Annotated in this window: 12 protein-coding genes; 1 reads left to right on the forward strand and 11 read right to left on the reverse strand. The window is 44.1% G+C overall.

Annotation, left to right across the window (positions count from 1 at the left end; all coding sequences use genetic code 11):
* Positions 1–74: 74 nt before the first annotated feature.
* Positions 75–926 carry a MerR family transcriptional regulator gene (locus G589_RS0108140; RefSeq protein WP_026521763.1) on the forward strand — a complete coding sequence of 284 codons (852 nt, stop codon included), beginning with the start codon at positions 75–77 and terminating at the stop codon, positions 924–926.
* Here the strand turns inward: G589_RS0108140 and G589_RS0108145 are convergent.
* From G589_RS0108145 to G589_RS0108195, 11 genes are all read right to left on the reverse strand, one after another.
* Complete coding sequence (locus G589_RS0108145) at positions 907–2,247, reverse strand: GGDEF domain-containing response regulator (protein ID WP_026521764.1); 1,341 nt, start codon at positions 2,245–2,247, stop codon at positions 907–909. The genes G589_RS0108140 and G589_RS0108145 overlap by 20 nt on opposite strands.
* Before the next feature lie 7 nt (positions 2,248–2,254).
* Positions 2,255–2,566 (reverse strand): hypothetical protein, encoded by a 312-nt coding sequence (locus G589_RS0108150; RefSeq protein WP_022767743.1) that lies wholly within the window; start codon positions 2,564–2,566, stop codon positions 2,255–2,257.
* 136 nt (positions 2,567–2,702) lie between these two features.
* On the reverse strand, positions 2,703–2,846 hold the full coding sequence (locus G589_RS21855) for a hypothetical protein (RefSeq protein ID WP_155832515.1): 144 nt from the start codon (positions 2,844–2,846) through the stop codon (positions 2,703–2,705).
* Positions 2,847–3,062: 216 nt separating this feature from the next.
* Positions 3,063–5,366, reverse strand: coding sequence for an HD-GYP domain-containing protein (locus tag G589_RS0108160; RefSeq protein ID WP_242826434.1), 2,304 nt, complete (start codon positions 5,364–5,366; stop codon positions 3,063–3,065).
* Between the two features lie 74 nt (positions 5,367–5,440).
* Positions 5,441–6,199, reverse strand: coding sequence for a response regulator (locus tag G589_RS19295; protein ID WP_035775695.1), 759 nt, complete (start codon positions 6,197–6,199; stop codon positions 5,441–5,443).
* A gap of 23 nt (positions 6,200–6,222) precedes the next feature.
* The gene (locus G589_RS19300; protein WP_051192261.1) at positions 6,223–10,482 is read right to left on the reverse strand and encodes a hybrid sensor histidine kinase/response regulator; all 4,260 of its coding nucleotides are present in this window, start codon (positions 10,480–10,482) and stop codon (positions 6,223–6,225) included.
* 11 nt (positions 10,483–10,493) lie between these two features.
* A complete protein-coding gene (locus G589_RS0108175) occupies positions 10,494–12,629 on the reverse strand; it encodes an HD-GYP domain-containing protein (RefSeq protein ID WP_035775697.1) in 2,136 nt (711 codons plus the stop codon).
* A gap of 47 nt (positions 12,630–12,676) precedes the next feature.
* Positions 12,677–13,288: an Hpt domain-containing protein gene (locus G589_RS0108180; protein ID WP_196811861.1), complete on the reverse strand. Its 612-nt coding sequence runs from the start codon at positions 13,286–13,288 to the stop codon at positions 12,677–12,679.
* Between the two features lie 77 nt (positions 13,289–13,365).
* Positions 13,366–14,115, reverse strand: a complete 750-nt coding sequence (locus tag G589_RS0108185) for a hypothetical protein (RefSeq protein WP_026521768.1) — start codon at positions 14,113–14,115, stop codon at positions 13,366–13,368.
* Entirely contained in the window at positions 14,112–14,825 is a 714-nt protein-coding gene (locus tag G589_RS0108190) for a hypothetical protein (protein WP_026521769.1), read from the reverse strand. The genes G589_RS0108185 and G589_RS0108190 overlap by 4 nt, the downstream gene beginning before the upstream one ends.
* Complete coding sequence (locus G589_RS0108195; RefSeq protein ID WP_022767732.1) at positions 14,822–15,643, reverse strand: ABC transporter ATP-binding protein; 822 nt, start codon at positions 15,641–15,643, stop codon at positions 14,822–14,824. Before G589_RS0108195 ends, G589_RS0108190 begins: the two co-directional genes overlap by 4 nt.
* Between the last annotated feature and the right edge of the window lie 8 nt (positions 15,644–15,651).

A 15,651-nucleotide genomic window follows, 5' to 3' on the forward strand; every position in this document is an offset into this window, starting at 1 on the left:
AATTCCCTGTTACAATAATCTTGGGGGTAACCCCCAAGTCAATAACAAATTTTGTGAATTTTATGAGGTTATTCATGACGACTTTTAGCGATTTTAAGGACGACGAACAGGAATATTCCCTCACCGTAAGCCAGTTTGCAAAACTATGTGGGACCACAAGAGACACTCTAAGGCACTACTATGAACAGGACATAATAAGGCCCAAGGTTGATAAGAATAACGGCTATCACTACTACTCAGCCTCACAGATCAGCTCTTTTTTCTTTATATCCACCATGAGACAGGCCGGCTGCAGTATTGCGGAGATCAGAGACCTCGTGCACTCCTCCTCCAGGGAAGCCATCGAGAAAATGGCAAACTCCAAGATCCTTGAGATGCAGCGCGAGCTCTACCGGATAAATAAGAAGATAAGTGCCCTTCACCTCGGCATGTGGATCCTTGGTGAATTTGGCCGGCACAAGCAGGGAACGCCTTTTATTATGGATATGCCACAGCTCAGTGTCAGCAGAACACAGATAAAAAACAAGGACTATGCCCACCACACAGCAGATATCGCCAAGGACATCTCCGTGCACCTCTCAAAGTCCATTGACAAGGATTCCCTCTCCACCTTCCCCACAGGCGTTTCCATAGCCTATGAGGATCTGCTTAAAAAGCATTACGTATACAACAACATAATCAGTCTCTCCTTCCTTGCTGCCGACAACGTGGAGACCTTCCCTGCAGAGGGTCAGCTTGCCGTCTGCTGTCACCAGGACAATCAGGTAAAAGACATCGAGAAGACCTATCAGAAAATGGTTAATTACATAAAAAAGAACAGGCTAAAAGCCTGTTCTGATCTGTACGTTGTTAGTCTCATAAACCTTTATGACAAGGAAAAAGAGCACACCTACTACAAATATCTGTTTATTTTTGTGCAACGCTGAATTTATAGACGTAGTTTACGGGAACGTCCTTACCCAACTCCGTCTCTTTAAATGCTGCAAGGATCCTTGATATGACCAGATCAAAGTTTTCCTTGCCACACTCTGTCAGCATTACAAGAAAACTCTGAGTGCCGTTCTGGACCATGATATCGCTCATCCTCAGGGCCTTTTCCACAATGGTACTGAACTGGTCTGCCGTGTCCGATATGCGCTGAATATCACCGCCCGGGCAATCCAGCTCAAACAACAGGATAGTGGCATCTCCGCCATATCTCCTGTAAAAGCGCATGATGTATTTATAAACCGCGGAGAAGTAGTCCTTGCCCAAAAACAGAGCTCCGGATTTACTGTTTCTTTCCTCAAGTATCTGGACCATTCTGTCCAGCTTGTTCTCCGAGGTCTCGTCAGGGTTATCACTGTTGGTGTCATAACCATAGACACTGTAACCGTGCTTGCCGTTCTGCTTTACCTTATAGAGCGCACTGTCCGCTTTGGCGAAAAGATCATTATATTCTCTGCCGCATTCCGGCACCATTGCCACTCCTATGGATATTCCAAGGGGTATTCCGTTGTCTTCTCCGAGAATCTCCACTGCCTTTTTCCGGAGCTGCTCGTTGAGCCTTTTTGCCAGCTTACTAACAGCCCTCTCATCCAAAAGATCATCATAAAAGCCCATGAATTCATCGCCGCCAATCCTGCACAACGTGTCGGTTTCGCGGGAGTTCTTTCTGATGATCTCAGAAAAACTCTTTAATATCTGATCTCCCTTTTCATGTCCGAAAAGGTCATTTACCAGCTTAAAATTGTCAAGGTCAAGGATCATGAGAGAACCGTTCTTTCTCTTACAGAGCTTGGTTACTCTTTCCGTACCTCTTGCCTTGTTCAAAAGCCCTGTAAGCCTGTCTACAGTAGCTTCTTCCTCAAGGTTTTCCATCCTCTTGTTGTTCTTGATGGAATTCTCGATACGCCTTACAAGGACATCCTTATTAAGCGGTTTTTTTACAAAGTCCGACGCGCCCATAACAAGGCCCATCTCCTCCGCTTCACTGTCATCGGCTCCGGACATAAATATAATGGGAATACGAGATCTCCCTGTATGTTCCTCGAATCTGCGCACCATAATAAATGCCTCAAATCCGTCAACATCAGGCATAACGATGTCAAGCAAAATGAGATCGGGAATATTGTTCTCTATGTATTTGAGAAGTAGTTTACCTGAATTCATGCAGGTAACCTGCATGTTCTCCTCAGTCAGCAGCATCTTGGCATGATTTAGGCTGACCGGATCATCATCAACTACGACAATTCTGTATTCCTGCATAGGCAGCTTATCTGTTATCTCCCTTATCTTCCTTCATGGTTTCCTGGCCACTGGCTCTCATTATCTTGATTCCCTCAAGAGCCACCTGATAGATCATGGCCATTTCTCGTGAAGCAGGATCATCGTAACTGCATTTTGACTTAAGGGCCCTGAAATGCTGCTCCGCTTTCTCGATTATGGGCTTTGTGATCATGATCCCGTCACAATAAAGAGTTCCTGTCTGCGGATCATACTTTGAGTCCTCGTACTTGGTCTTGGCAAAGTCTCCGGCACCCATTGATGCTGCCAGTTGATTGATCAGATCCATCTTATCTGCCATAGATTACCTCACTTCAAAATGTTTTGTTCTACCCACATAAATACGAAAAAAAGTAGATATATATATTATAAAAGTGTCAGCGTCTTTACGCAATAATTAAGCCCTGAAACCTTTTGGTTCCAGGGCTGTATATTTATCAGGCTTTGATCATATCATCTGCGAACTTTATAAGTGCATCCTCAATTTTCTTAAAATCCACCCCACCGGAGCTTGAGATATCGTTGTTATCCTCGATATATTTCATCTGAATTGTGCTAAAAATAGGGTATCTACTGTCCATAAGCTCATTCCCTCCTTTTCTACTGATATTCCGTAATAATTATCTATGTATAGGGCAGATGATATATCTCTTCCTGTAGATTCCAAACATCATTAAAATCTTATCAATGATCATCATATCTTTTCCCTCCGTTTCTCTTGCTCTTTATTATGTATATATCTTAGCAAAAGAAATATCACAGATTTATCACACAAGAAAAGGGCTTAAACAAGCCCTTTATCTCAGTCTTATGTCGGTAAGTGCAACCCTGTCTCCTGTGAGAGCAACGTAGACTTTACCCGGATTCTCTTTTATTATGGTCGTGTTCTCGATGTAAATTCCGAGATTCTCTGTGGTGGTAATTATGGTATTACCTTTGCGCTCAAAGGTTACTTCGCACTCCACTCCTTCCTTGTTCTGTTCCTTCCAATCCTCCCAGCCCGGGAAGCTGTCTTTCTTCTTCATGGTGAAGTTATTTTCGGAGTAATGATCCTTTATCTCATTCTCTCCGTTTATCTTTATAAGTGCGTATTCATGGTAATTCTCTCCAAATACCTGTCCGTTGTCGGACGAGAAAATTACAATATACGGACAGTGCCAGATAAAGCTTGCTACCGGAAGGCTCATGGCATGGAAGTTAATGCGCATCTTGTTCTTGAGCTCAATGCCATCGGTTGCTGCAGATCTGGTCTGACTTATCTGGATATTCTTTATGTCAGACTCCATGTGGTCGATATAGCTTATTTCCTCGGAAATTCTGGGAACATAAGTCTCATCCGCAACTTCATCCGTCTGCTCAATTTCTATATTTCTTATATTGCAGTTTTCACCCGTGATGCCTATATAAACCGAGGTTGATCCGTCCATTACGGAGATGATATCTTCCTTCTCGTAATCACTGCATCTCATGGTGACTTTGATATGATCGTCATATTTAGCCGCAATGATCTCGTATTCGCCTTCACCAAGCTTCTCATATCCGGCTGCATCATCAAGCTTTATCTCCTTGATCATTCTCGCGCTGGTACTTACGTAATGGTCATCGAACCATATTTCTCCATATTCCTGATAGTGATAGGCACTTATGGACTTTTTATTGTCGTGAACACGCCTGTCATAGGAATCAAACAAAATGATGGACGGTACAGAAAAGGCATTTGTCGGATCCTCAACTTGGCTACTGTTAAACCTGATCTTTGTGATCTTGCCGGTGATCGGAATACCCATGGTGATAAAGTCTCTGTAGGTGTGGCAGGTCAGCTCTTTTTCTACAAGAGTTATATCATCGTGGATCTTGCCACTGGATTCCTCGTCAATGATCTTGACCATGAGCCCTGCAAATTCAGGGTCAAACTCAACTCCGGCTCCCTTTACAAAGGCTTCTCTGGCAACGAAGTCAGGCTTTGCGTCACGATATCTCTTCTTGGTGGTCATGGTAACAAAGGCGTCAGCCACAGCAATTATCCTGGCTATCTCAGGTATATCATCGCCTTTTAGTCCCTCGGGATATCCTGTTCCGTTATATCTCTCATGGCTTGAATATGCTCCGACGCTGAGGAATGGGAACTCCGTGATGTTGGAGAGGATCTCTTTTCCTATTACAGGCTTTTGCCTGAACGCCTCAATATCCCATTTGCTAGGGTCCTCTTCATTCTTGATGACCGAATCGGGAATACCGATAAGACCTACATCGTGAAGAAGCGCTGCATAGTAAGCCTTCTCGCAATGCTCCTCATCAAGACCGCATCGCGCAGTGAGCTTTCTGGCATATTCTGCAACCTTCACGGCATTACCCTTGGTGAAATCATCTTTCTTCTCAACAGCGGATACAAATGCCTTGGCAGTCTGGTCAAAGAGCCTTTGCATTCGCTTGTGCTCTCCCTGCATATTCTGCAATTCCACAGCGTGGGCACGTTCCACTGTGTCATTGATATCGAGGTATGTGAAGATATACAAACTTACGGAAACGGCAACCATCGCCATGTTAACGAGTGAGATTCCATAAGCGAATATCTGGATTATTCCGCATGCTATCGGAACAAAAATATAAAGAACAAGTGATGTGTAAATAAGCTTACTGAAGTACTTCTTGTACTGTCTTATTACCGTATACTGCACGATGGGACAGATTACCGGAATAATATAAGCTATAAGGAATCCTCGTCCTCTGAAATATCTGTTATTTGCATCGAAATAATAATAAATGTTCGTAAATGCAGACACAACAGCGAGAATCATGCCAAAGAAGGAAACAATGCCTACAACATTTAAACGAGTTGTGGTGACCTTCCGATCTTTTATATCGGTAAGCAGGTTCTTAAGGTAAATGTTAAAAGAGAATACTACACCGCTGGTCAGCAGGAATACGGCGCAGTTGCTGACCCTTACCATGATATAGCCCTTTTGGCTGACATCACCGGCATAAACATAGGCGAGCCTGTCAAACCAAAGCAGGAAGAAGGCAACAATTTCCATCAAAAACAATGCCCATTTTCTTCTCTTGTCAAGGAATCTTGTCAAAAGAAGAAGAATAGCCATCATCGCACATGCTCCGCACAAAAGGAGCATTATATTCAGTTGGTATTCTCTAATAAACTCGAACATTGAACACCCTTTTATCTGTGAAGTATAAAGAACTCATTCAGCTTTTCCAAAAGCTCATCCTTCTGGATAGTCTTAAGAAAATACCCTTCCGGCTTTAAGGAAACCACCTTCATAACACTTTCCTTGTCGCTCTTTCCCGTAAGGAACATTACCGGAATGGACTTGGTCTCCTCATCGCTTCTTAGCATTTCAAGCACCTGTGGGCCGCTGGTTACCGGCATCTCATGATCGAGAAGGATCAGATCAACGGTGTTTTTTCCAAGCCATTTAATAGCCTGAAGTCCGGAATTAGCCATGAACACCTTGTATGTGTCCTTAAGCCACTCCCTGACAAGTCCCAGGTAGTTGGGGTCATCATCCACTATCAGAATGCTCTTTTTGAACTCACCGTTTTTCTCTTTTTCAAAATACTCTGTTATGGTCTTTACATAAGCTGCGTTATCCACAGGGCGCGGGAAAACCTTGTATACCAGATGTTCCGGTATAAGGCTCTTAATCTGCGGAAGATCATTTGGCTCTGCTATAAGGACAATCTGCTGACCTCGCTCTTCCACGTTATCCGAAAGAAAGTGAAGAACCTCCTCCTGCGCAATCGACGTACTATCCATGTATAAAGTGATCAGCTTTACACCTTCAAGTTTTTGATTTACTTCATCTACTGTACAGGGCACAAACTCGCACTCTATCCCTGCATCCTTTGTTTTCCCTATTAGCACCCTAACGAGGAACGATTCTTTTTCTCCTACAATGATCATGCGGTCATTAAACATAATCTCTCCTTTTTGCGGAAGCATCACTTATTAAGCAATTCTTCCATCCCTTCCCAATCAAATACTTTTAGCATTTTTGCAAGCTCCGACATTTTATCTTTATCTTCCTTAGGAAGCTTGTACTCCTTGAGCTGATTCAGGATCATCTCCACTGCGTCGAAATCCATCTGAGGAATCGTCTCCTTAAGGGCTTCATACGCATCCTTAAGCTCATCCTCCGGAATCTCCTTCTTATCAGCATCATCATCTGCGCCTTCACTCTCATCAAGCGCTGAGAGCTTATCCTTGAATTCCAGATAGCCCTTTAACAGGTCATCGGTGTACATATCGATAAACTCTTTGTTATTCTTGTTGCCTGCTTCCTCAAGGCTCTCGGCAAGCTTGGACATCTCCTGCGCACCGATAATCCTGAGGGAGCTCTTAAGGGCATGGACCTTAATGGTGTACAGCCTTATATCTTCTGCCTCATAGGCATCACTTATAACCTTGGCATTGCCGTCTATAGTATCCAGGAACATCTTAAGGGAGAAGATAAACTGCGAAATTCCGCCTGAATTCTTGATTCCCTCGTCCACGTTGATCTCTTTTACGTCATAAATCCAGTTAAGCTCAGGAGGAATACTGTCAATATCAGCCACCATATCCGTCTGCTCCGGCTTGAACATGATCTGCTCCGGAAGGTGCTTCATTATGGCCTTCTCAAGAGCCGCACTGTCGATAGGCTTGGACAGATAACCGGTAAAGCCCTTGGACTTATAGAATTCCTCACCCGCTGTAGCATTGGCAGTAAGCGCATAAACCGGGATGTCCGGGTCTGTCTCCCTGATATGAGCCACTGTCTCAATTCCGTCCATTCCCGGCATCATGTGATCCAGAAGGACTACATTGAACTTGGTGGACTTCATCTTCTCAAGGCAGTCAGGTCCGCTGGAGGCAGTGGTGACAAACATCTTGGTAGCCTTCAAAAGACTTTTTATGACATTGAGGTTCATCGGATTATCATCGACAACCAGAATATCAGCATCGGGCGCAACAAATTTAGGTACATATGGTCCCTTTGCTGCCGACCCGTCATGCTCCATAAAGATTCCGGTCGGTGTCGGATCTATTATCTTCTGGCTAAGGCACAGGATAAATTCCGAGCCCTCTCCGTATACACTCTCACAGGTCAGAGTTCCCCCCATGAGTTCTGTAAATCTTCTTGATATATCAAGGCCAAGGCCTGTTCCCTGGATTCCGCTGTTCCTCTGCTCATCCAGTCTCTCATAGGCGGTAAAGAGCTTGTCAATATCCTCTTGTTTAACACCGATACCTGTATCCTTTACCGAGAACCTGAGCTTAGCCTCGTCCCCGTTTCGCTCATCCATGGAAACAGACAGGACTACGCCACCCTTTTGAGTATATTTTACAGCATTTGTGAGCAGATTAAGAACTATCTGTTTGATCTTGCCGTCATCGCCGTAGAGACGCTTTGGAATCAGCTCATCAACCACGACGTCAAACATAAGCTCTTTTTCCGTACTCTTGACACGTATCATGGATACGATGGACCGTAGCTGTTCCTGAACATCGTATTCCTGTTCCACCAGATGCATCTTACCGGACTCAATCTTAGAAATGTCCAGAAGGTCATTGATAAGTCCAAGGAGCGTCTCCGATGCATTCCTGATATCCAGCGCATAGTTTATCATTGCAAGGAAATAGCCCTTAGGCACATCCTTGGGATTCTCTCTCATGATCATCTCATCCATACCCATGATGGTATTGATAGGCGTACGGATCTCGTGGGAGATGTTCGCAAGAAACCTTGTTTTGGCGGAATTGGCACGCTCAGCATCATCTCTGGCCTGCTTGATTTCCTCATACTGCCTTCTGATGACAGTATTCTTCATAAATCTCCATACAATGGCACCTGCCAAAAAAGCTATCGCAATAGCCATCAGTACTCTGACAGCCTTAAGGTCCGAAAAACGGGCTTTCTTGTTGATATTTACCGTCTCTTCCAACACCACGTTCTTCTTGGTATGATCAAGAACCTGTATGTGAAGCACATGATTTCCGCTTTCCATGCCGGTGTATTCGATGTCCTGAAGATCACTTCTAAGAACCAGGGTTTCATCGTCCTCATCACCCTCCATATAGATCCTGACCGGAGGATCGGTGAGTGTATAGTCCAGAACCGAAACAGCTATCCTTACACGTCCTGTTCCGGATGGAAGGTAATATTTTCCGGTGCTGTCGGGCAAAATGTTCTTATCGCCCATATAAACGGATTTAACTCTGGCCTTGACCGCTGTCCTATCCTCGAAGAAATGCTTTATGTTGACCTTACATACACCAAGCCTTCCGGCCAGATATAAGTTTCCGTTCTCGTCCAGCGCACTTTGAGCATTGGAGGTAGGTGTGCCGGTAAGGCCGTTTGCAAGGGTATAATGCCTGTAATCGGTCACGTCATCATCGACCATTTCCTGCGCTGAAGCCATATAAATTCCGGCAGAGGATATTACCCATACATCGTCGCTCTCATCAAATATGATGTCGTAGTTATTCTTATATGGGAATGACGTAACATCTGTTATGATATCATTCTTCATATACTGGATGGAATTGGATGTTACCAGCCAGTACAATCCTCTGGTCTCGTCCTTTTTTATCTTCATGATGACGTCGCTGGTAAGTCCGTCATCTCTTCCAATCCTTCTGATTCCCGCATCGCTGATTACATAAATACCATCACCGTCGGTTCCGGCATAAATCTGCCCGTTTTCTCCCTCCTCGAGAGATAAAAATACCGTGTTCCTGATAGCCGGATCCTCTGCTACCACTTTCTCAATCTTTCCGTCGCGGATTCTGGCCAGACCAATATTTGTGCCCACCAGAATCGATCCATCACGGGACTGGATGGTGCATCTTACCTCATCACTGGGCATTCCGTTATCTGTAGTAAACTTTGTTATCTCTCCACTATTTGAGTAGCATACAAGGCCAACACCCTTGGTAAATGTAGATATCCACAGGTTCTCATCGTCATCCGCCATAATGCAGCGGATTCTTGCATCACCTATATATTCTGTCAGTTCATTCTCAATTACCCTATCGTCTTCTCCCAATATGCTAAGGCCCTGGTTGGAACCCACATACAGGTTTCCGTTAAGAAGACAGGTTGCATTGACTACATCCCTCGGAAGATCAGTCTTACTGGACATATCCACGAAATTACTGGTGACGATCTTCATGGCTCCCCGAGTAGAAGAAGCAACCCAGAGATTGCCCTGATAGTCACTGGTAACCATCTCTATTCCGCTGTCAACCGGAAGGTCTTTTACCAGATTAAAAGTCCCGTCATCTTCAAGATATCCCAGCTGATTAATGGATGATACCCATACTCTGCCACAGTCATAATTGAGCCAGTGAACCATGTTCAGCGGAGCCACGGATATATGCGCCATATCATCGGCAACATCTCCGAAGCGCCCATAGTATACCTCGCTCCCTTCAGTACCTATATATACGTATCCGTCTTTATCCGGATCAGTAAGAATGTTGGAGATTCTGTTCTCAATCCCCAGCTCCTGAGTACTGTAGCACTGCGTAACTATCTTGTCCTCAATTGAAAAGATAATGCCATTCTTAGTCTGTCCGTAGATAACGCCCTGAGAGTCACTGCATAGACTAAGTACCCTCTCCTCATTGATCCTGGCATCATAAAGCTCATGTATAGTGAGTGACGGATCTGCAAAGCACACTCCCGCGGTAGTTCCTATATATACATTTCCGTCCTTGTCTTCAGCAAAAACTCTGATGGAAGAAGAAGGAAGGCCCTCTTTGTATGTAATCCAGGTCACCCTCTCATCGTCCAGCACAATGACGCCATTGTCATTGGTTCCTACCCAGATCCTGCCCTGGCTGTCCTCAAACAGACCTCTTCCGCTGGTGAGTCCTTCAGAGGAAGTGATCTTCTCAAACACGCTGCCATCGTAGCGGATGATTCCGCCGTAGCTGCCAATCCAGACATATCCGTCACTGGCGCCGAGGATAAAGTTGGCATCGGAAGTAGGAAGGCCGTTTGTTGCATCATAAACCGTCGTGGCATATCCTACAGAACCGATCTGCCCCGATACAGCATAGCCTCCGCCCAGCTTCTGTGAGCCTTCATTTGCTGTTTCCTGCCCTGTTTCGCTTTCTGTGGCAAAAGAGCTGACAGAACCCGCGCACACAGCAGTAGCAATAAACATTACTCCGATAGAAGCCGCTATGAAGTTTTTGATCCGTCTTCTCTTCAATCCGCCGCTCCTTACATTTCTCTGTTGTACTTCTTCAAAATAACCTTAACTTCAGGCAGGTTCTCCATAAAGACCTCTACGCACTTGGGATCGAACTGGGTTCCCGAGCCCTCTGTTATGATAGAAAGTGCCTTGTCCACAGGGAATGCCGGCTTATAGACTCTTGGAGATGTAAGGGCATCAAATACGTCCGCTACAGCCATTATTCGAGCTGAAAGCGGAATAACCTCTCCGTGAAGTCCGTCAGGATAGCCTTTTCCATCCCATCTCTCGTGGTGATAAGCCGCCATATTTCTGGCCTCTTTAAGGTAGTTCTCACCTCTGACCGTACTGATGGCATCCTCCATGATCTTTTTACCTGTCGTTGTATGTGTCTTTATGATCTCAAACTCTTCATCAGTAAGTTTCCCGGGCTTATTAAGCACTGCATCCGGAATGTTGATCTTGCCTATATCATGAAGAGGCGCAGAGCGCACTACATCAGAGATAAACTTGGCATCGATCTTTTCCGCGTAATATCCCTTTTTCTGCAATCCTTCCACTATTATCTTTACGTAAGCAGCGGTCTTCTGGATATGTGCTCCGGTATCGGAATCCCTGTTTTCAACCATATCCGCCATGGTTACGATAAGACCGTCCTGCATCTTGGCTGTAGTATCAGAGAGCCTTCTTAGGTCTCTCATCTGCTCTGACAGGTTCAAGGTCATGGTACATATAGAGTTGTAGAGCAGTTCAACTTCATCACCGGTCTCAATCTCCAGGGACCTGATACTTCTTACGTTTTGGTCAAGCTGTTTCTGCTCATAGCCCAGATTCGAGAAGTTATCTACACACTGCGCCATGCTCCTTATCGGGAAAACCATGGTAACATTGGTTACCCACAGATTATGAGCAATTACCAGGATGAAAAATCCCAAGAGGATAAAGAATGTCTTTAACGAGAAACTCCTCATATATTCCCACATATTTGTAATGGAAACATCTGCAACTCCATAGCACACCACTCGTCCTGCGCTGTCCTTAATGGGATAAAAAATTGAACGCATCCAATGGTTGAAATTTCCATGCTCAAGAGGAGCAATATTTTCACCTGCAAGAAACTGTGGCAAATGCTCCTTAAATTCATTATCATATTCAATCTTCGCAGGTATGAGCTCAACGCCCTCACCGTCCAGATCAAAAATCCGGCGACCGGCGTCTTTTTCAAACTTCACAAAAAAGATGGTCTCCACCGACTGCGATGAATTCTTTATCTTTTTTAGAAGCTCCTGGGTCTCAACATACCCTTCCGCACCCTCACCGGCAGTAATATAGTCGCCTATCCTGTCAGGATCGATGACTTCTGAACAGAGTTTTAAAGTATTTAATGCATCAATGGTCTTATCCTGCTTAGCATTATTAAAGTACAGACTAAAGCCTGTCCAGCCTGTCACAAGCACCAGTAAAAGAGAGGTGGATATTACAATGGCAGTTGTCCTGTTACCCATGCTTTTTCGAGTGACTTTTCCCCATTCCCTAAGCTCTGCCAATTCCTTTTTGCTAAGAGGATTCTGCTTCCAATTTCCCTTCTCAAACCCGTCTTGAACATCTTTTGGGATAACCCTCAGAAGAATCGCTGCAACAACAGCAGATATACCGAGATCCAGAACATATCTGATGAGGATGTAAGAGTAATAAGCCAGGAACAGATTGCCGCCTATAACTGCAGCAAAAAGACCCGTGGCTTCAGAATTTCTGGCCGCAGTAGCACCGTCGAGAAGATTCCAGTTCATGATGGCGCTTACAGTTCCTGCAAAGGAAGCTCCGATCACGACATAAAGTAATATTTTGGATATTTTTTTAAATGAGAATTTTCTGATATACCACACTGTATATATGGCTATTATTGCGTTAAGAAAGCCAAAATATACAGCCTCAGAGTAATAGATCCCGCAAATGGTGCTGGTCAGGACCGCGGTAACAATACCGGGGAAAAGACCTCCTACCGCCGCTACGGTAATAGTTCCGAAATTATTAAAGAACAGTGGCATGCCAACTTTGCCCATAACAAAAGAAAGCAAAACATTGACTGCAATGCCGCTCAATGCAAGCACAATCCTGATGCTGGCTCCGCCTTTTGTTGGACTGGGATATCTATATTCAGCCATGATTCACCATCCAAGGGTATAGAGTACGATAAAGCGCATGTCTATTATCATTTTACCACAACCACCGCTTCTATATTTCCCCAATCAAAATTTCTTAATAGTTTTTCTAAATTTTTAACCTTTTTCTCATCCTCCGGCGGAAGTTTGTACTCATTTAGCTCAGATAAGACCATCTCTACTGCTTCGTAGTCCATCTGGGGTGCAAATTCCGCAATGGCTGCATACGCGCCGGTAAGCTCAGACTCGGATATGAAAGGCTTATCGCTTTTAGCGTCTCTGCCATTGTCATTTATAGATTCTATTGGTGATAGTTTTTCTATGAAAGAAGCACAAACCTCAAGAAGCTTAGGAGTTTTATCAGTGATCTTTTCCCTGTTGTTTTCATCTCCTGCGCGTTCCAGCTCCTCTGCGAGGTTCGAGAGCTCTTTTGCCCCCATTATCCTGGCTGTGCTTTTAAGAGAATGAACCTTGATGGTATAAGTCTTAATATCTTCGCTGTCAAAAGCGTCCCTAATCTCCTTGATACGGTTCTCAAGGGTATCAAAAAAAGTCCTGATAAACTTGATATACTGCTGAGGCTGACCACAATTCCTCATGCCCTCAGCCGGATCAATGTCCTCAACTTCATTGATCCATTTCAAAGATTCAGGTAGTTCCATGATCATTTCCTCTCATATCAAAACTTTACATACAAGTATATGATAGATTATTTGCCGGATAAATGTAATGGTTAGTCTTAAAATTCAAGTTCTTTTTTCCTGAAGATCAGCATGGTTATTCCGAGAGCTCCGAGGATGTAGATCAGTACCGCAACGAGAACATATCCTATTCCACCTGCAAAATCCCCCATGATGAAATCTGAGGCTGCAACAGACATCATGCCATCGACATAGTATCTCTCTGCATGATATTTGCCGAGATTGGTCATCAGTAATAACAGCTCAAGAGATAGAGGTATTATGATCTGGAATGTAAGATACGCAAAAAGACCTATTGCAGCATTTTCCGAAAGGAAATAGAAAAAAGCCGCTATTGCAACATAAGCTATTGTCTGAAGGAATTCAATTATAAATGATACAATGAGGAATCTGGTCTCAAGGGGAGCAAATGTCGCTCCAAATACAGCCTTTAGTATAAGAATATAGATAATAGTAATGACCTCCATCAGCAAAGTCATCACGCACAGATCCAGAAACTTCCCGATAACAAATTTGTCTCTCGAGAGCCCTCTTCCTATTACCCCTATCATTACCATGGATTTGAACTCATCGGCATATATGCCAAGAAGTGCCGCAAATCCGATGATCTTCATTGCAAAAGAATGAAGTCCAATGAGCTTACTGAATACAGCAAAGCTTCTGTCCGGAGCTTTACCAATTGAGTTTGCAATGGATACAGCATCGAATACGAACCATGCAAGAAGCAGTATCCAAGGGAGTATTTTGACAAGGACACGCTTAAGATCAGCTTCAAGTAATCTTCTCATAAATCCATCTCCCTTCTGTCAAATGTCGCAATATTAATCGCTACAACGATAGCCAGATAAATAAGTGCCGGTATGATCGTATAACCAATGTTTCCAGCCTGGAAATCCGCAAAGGAAGAATCCAGAAGGCCCATAAAGCTTATGTCATAAACAGGAAGTTTAAATCTATCCTGAACCGCCTTTAGAAGGCCGGTCCCAACAGCGCCTGCCAGCACCAGTACCAGCATGCCTCCGGCTGTGCTCATGGTCAGGAAAAGAACCAGTGATGCCAGTGCCATTATTCCAAGTCCTCTGATGACGCTGTATACGCAAAACAGAAGAAGAAACGCGTTCTGTTTGGGAGATATCGGAAGTCCCGAAACAGTATTCTTTATCAGTGCTGCAACATACAGGATAAGATATGTTCCGCAGTATAATACGAGTGAGTCCTTAAGCTTGGAAAACACTATGTTTTTGCGCTCCATTCCCATTCCGATCATGCTTATCATGATTCCGCTCTTTATCTCATCGGAATAGACAGATAAAAAGATTGGAATACTCAAAAATATGAGACCAATGTTTCCGAATAAAGACTTGTACAACTCCATCTGGCCGGCAGCTGTACTGGCTGCTCCCTTAAGCAGTATAAACAGCACCAGTATCAGCACGATCACGTACATCGACGGCTTGGCTATTATTCTTTTTAAATCTGCTTTCATCAGTCTATTCATTGATTTGAACCTCCGATCAGTCGGAAATAAACATCCTCGAGAGAAGATTTCTCTGTGACCTCACGCATGATCTTGATTCCGTTCTCTTCCAGCACTTTCTTGGCTCTTTCAACGTCATCCACTGCGATCTCAACTGCCGGCTGATTCTCCTGAAGATCCTGCTGAGTGATCTCTTTTACCACATAGCCTTCATTGACGATTCCAAATCTGTCAGCTGTATGCTCAAGCTCTCCCAGAATGTGGGATGAAATGATAACCGTCATGCCAAACTCATCTCTGAGCTTCTTGACCAGATTACGGATATCGGCAATACCCTGTGGATCAAGTCCGTTGGTTGGCTCGTCCAGAATGAGAATGTCGGGATTTCCAAGGATAGCATTTGCTATTCCAAGTCTCTGCTGCATACCAAGAGAGAAGGATTTTACAGGCTTATTGACACCTTTAAGGCCAACTATCTCAAGAACCCTTGCAATCTCCTGCTTGCGCTCTTTTCTGGGGATTCCCTTTACTGTCGCAAAATACTTAAGGTTCTTTTCAGCATTGAGGTAATTATAGAATCTGCAACCAACAAGGAAGCCTATCTTGCTTCTGTTCTTAAGGAGTTCTTTCTTGGTCGTAGAACCCACAATTGATACGTTACCTGAATTTACCTCAGACAGGCCCAGGATCATCTTAAAGATTGTGGTCTTACCTGCGCCGTTTCTGCCCACAAGGCCGTAGATATCGCCCTTGTTTACCTGCATATTTACATTTTTAAGCACTTCGTGCTTGCCATAGGATTTATTTACATTTTCAAGTTTAATTACCGCTTCGCTCATCTTTATTC

The organism is Butyrivibrio sp. VCB2001 (assembly GCF_000423965.1).
GTDB lineage: Bacteria > Bacillota > Clostridia > Lachnospirales > Lachnospiraceae > Butyrivibrio.

Bases quoted from the DNA above. Each gene is read 5' to 3' on its own strand.
- G589_RS0108140 (WP_026521763.1), top strand. From the start codon at position 75: ATGACGACTTTTAGCGATTTTAAGGACGACGAACAGGAATATTCCCTC.
- G589_RS0108145 (WP_026521764.1), bottom strand. From the start codon at position 2,247: ATGCAGGAATACAGAATTGTCGTAGTTGATGATGATCCGGTCAGCCTA.
- G589_RS0108150 (WP_022767743.1), bottom strand. From the start codon at position 2,566: ATGGCAGATAAGATGGATCTGATCAATCAACTGGCAGCATCAATGGGT.
- G589_RS21855 (WP_155832515.1), bottom strand. From the start codon at position 2,846: ATGGACAGTAGATACCCTATTTTTAGCACAATTCAGATGAAATATATC.
- G589_RS0108160 (WP_242826434.1), bottom strand. From the start codon at position 5,366: ATGATGGCTATTCTTCTTCTTTTGACAAGATTCCTTGACAAGAGAAGA.
- G589_RS19295 (WP_035775695.1), bottom strand. From the start codon at position 6,199: ATGTTTAATGACCGCATGATCATTGTAGGAGAAAAAGAATCGTTCCTC.
- G589_RS0108175 (WP_035775697.1), bottom strand. From the start codon at position 12,629: ATGGCTGAATATAGATATCCCAGTCCAACAAAAGGCGGAGCCAGCATC.
- G589_RS0108180 (WP_196811861.1), bottom strand. From the start codon at position 13,288: ATGGAACTACCTGAATCTTTGAAATGGATCAATGAAGTTGAGGACATT.
- G589_RS0108185 (WP_026521768.1), bottom strand. From the start codon at position 14,115: ATGAGAAGATTACTTGAAGCTGATCTTAAGCGTGTCCTTGTCAAAATA.
- G589_RS0108190 (WP_026521769.1), bottom strand. From the start codon at position 14,825: ATGAATAGACTGATGAAAGCAGATTTAAAAAGAATAATAGCCAAGCCG.
- G589_RS0108195 (WP_022767732.1), bottom strand. From the start codon at position 15,643: ATGAGCGAAGCGGTAATTAAACTTGAAAATGTAAATAAATCCTATGGC.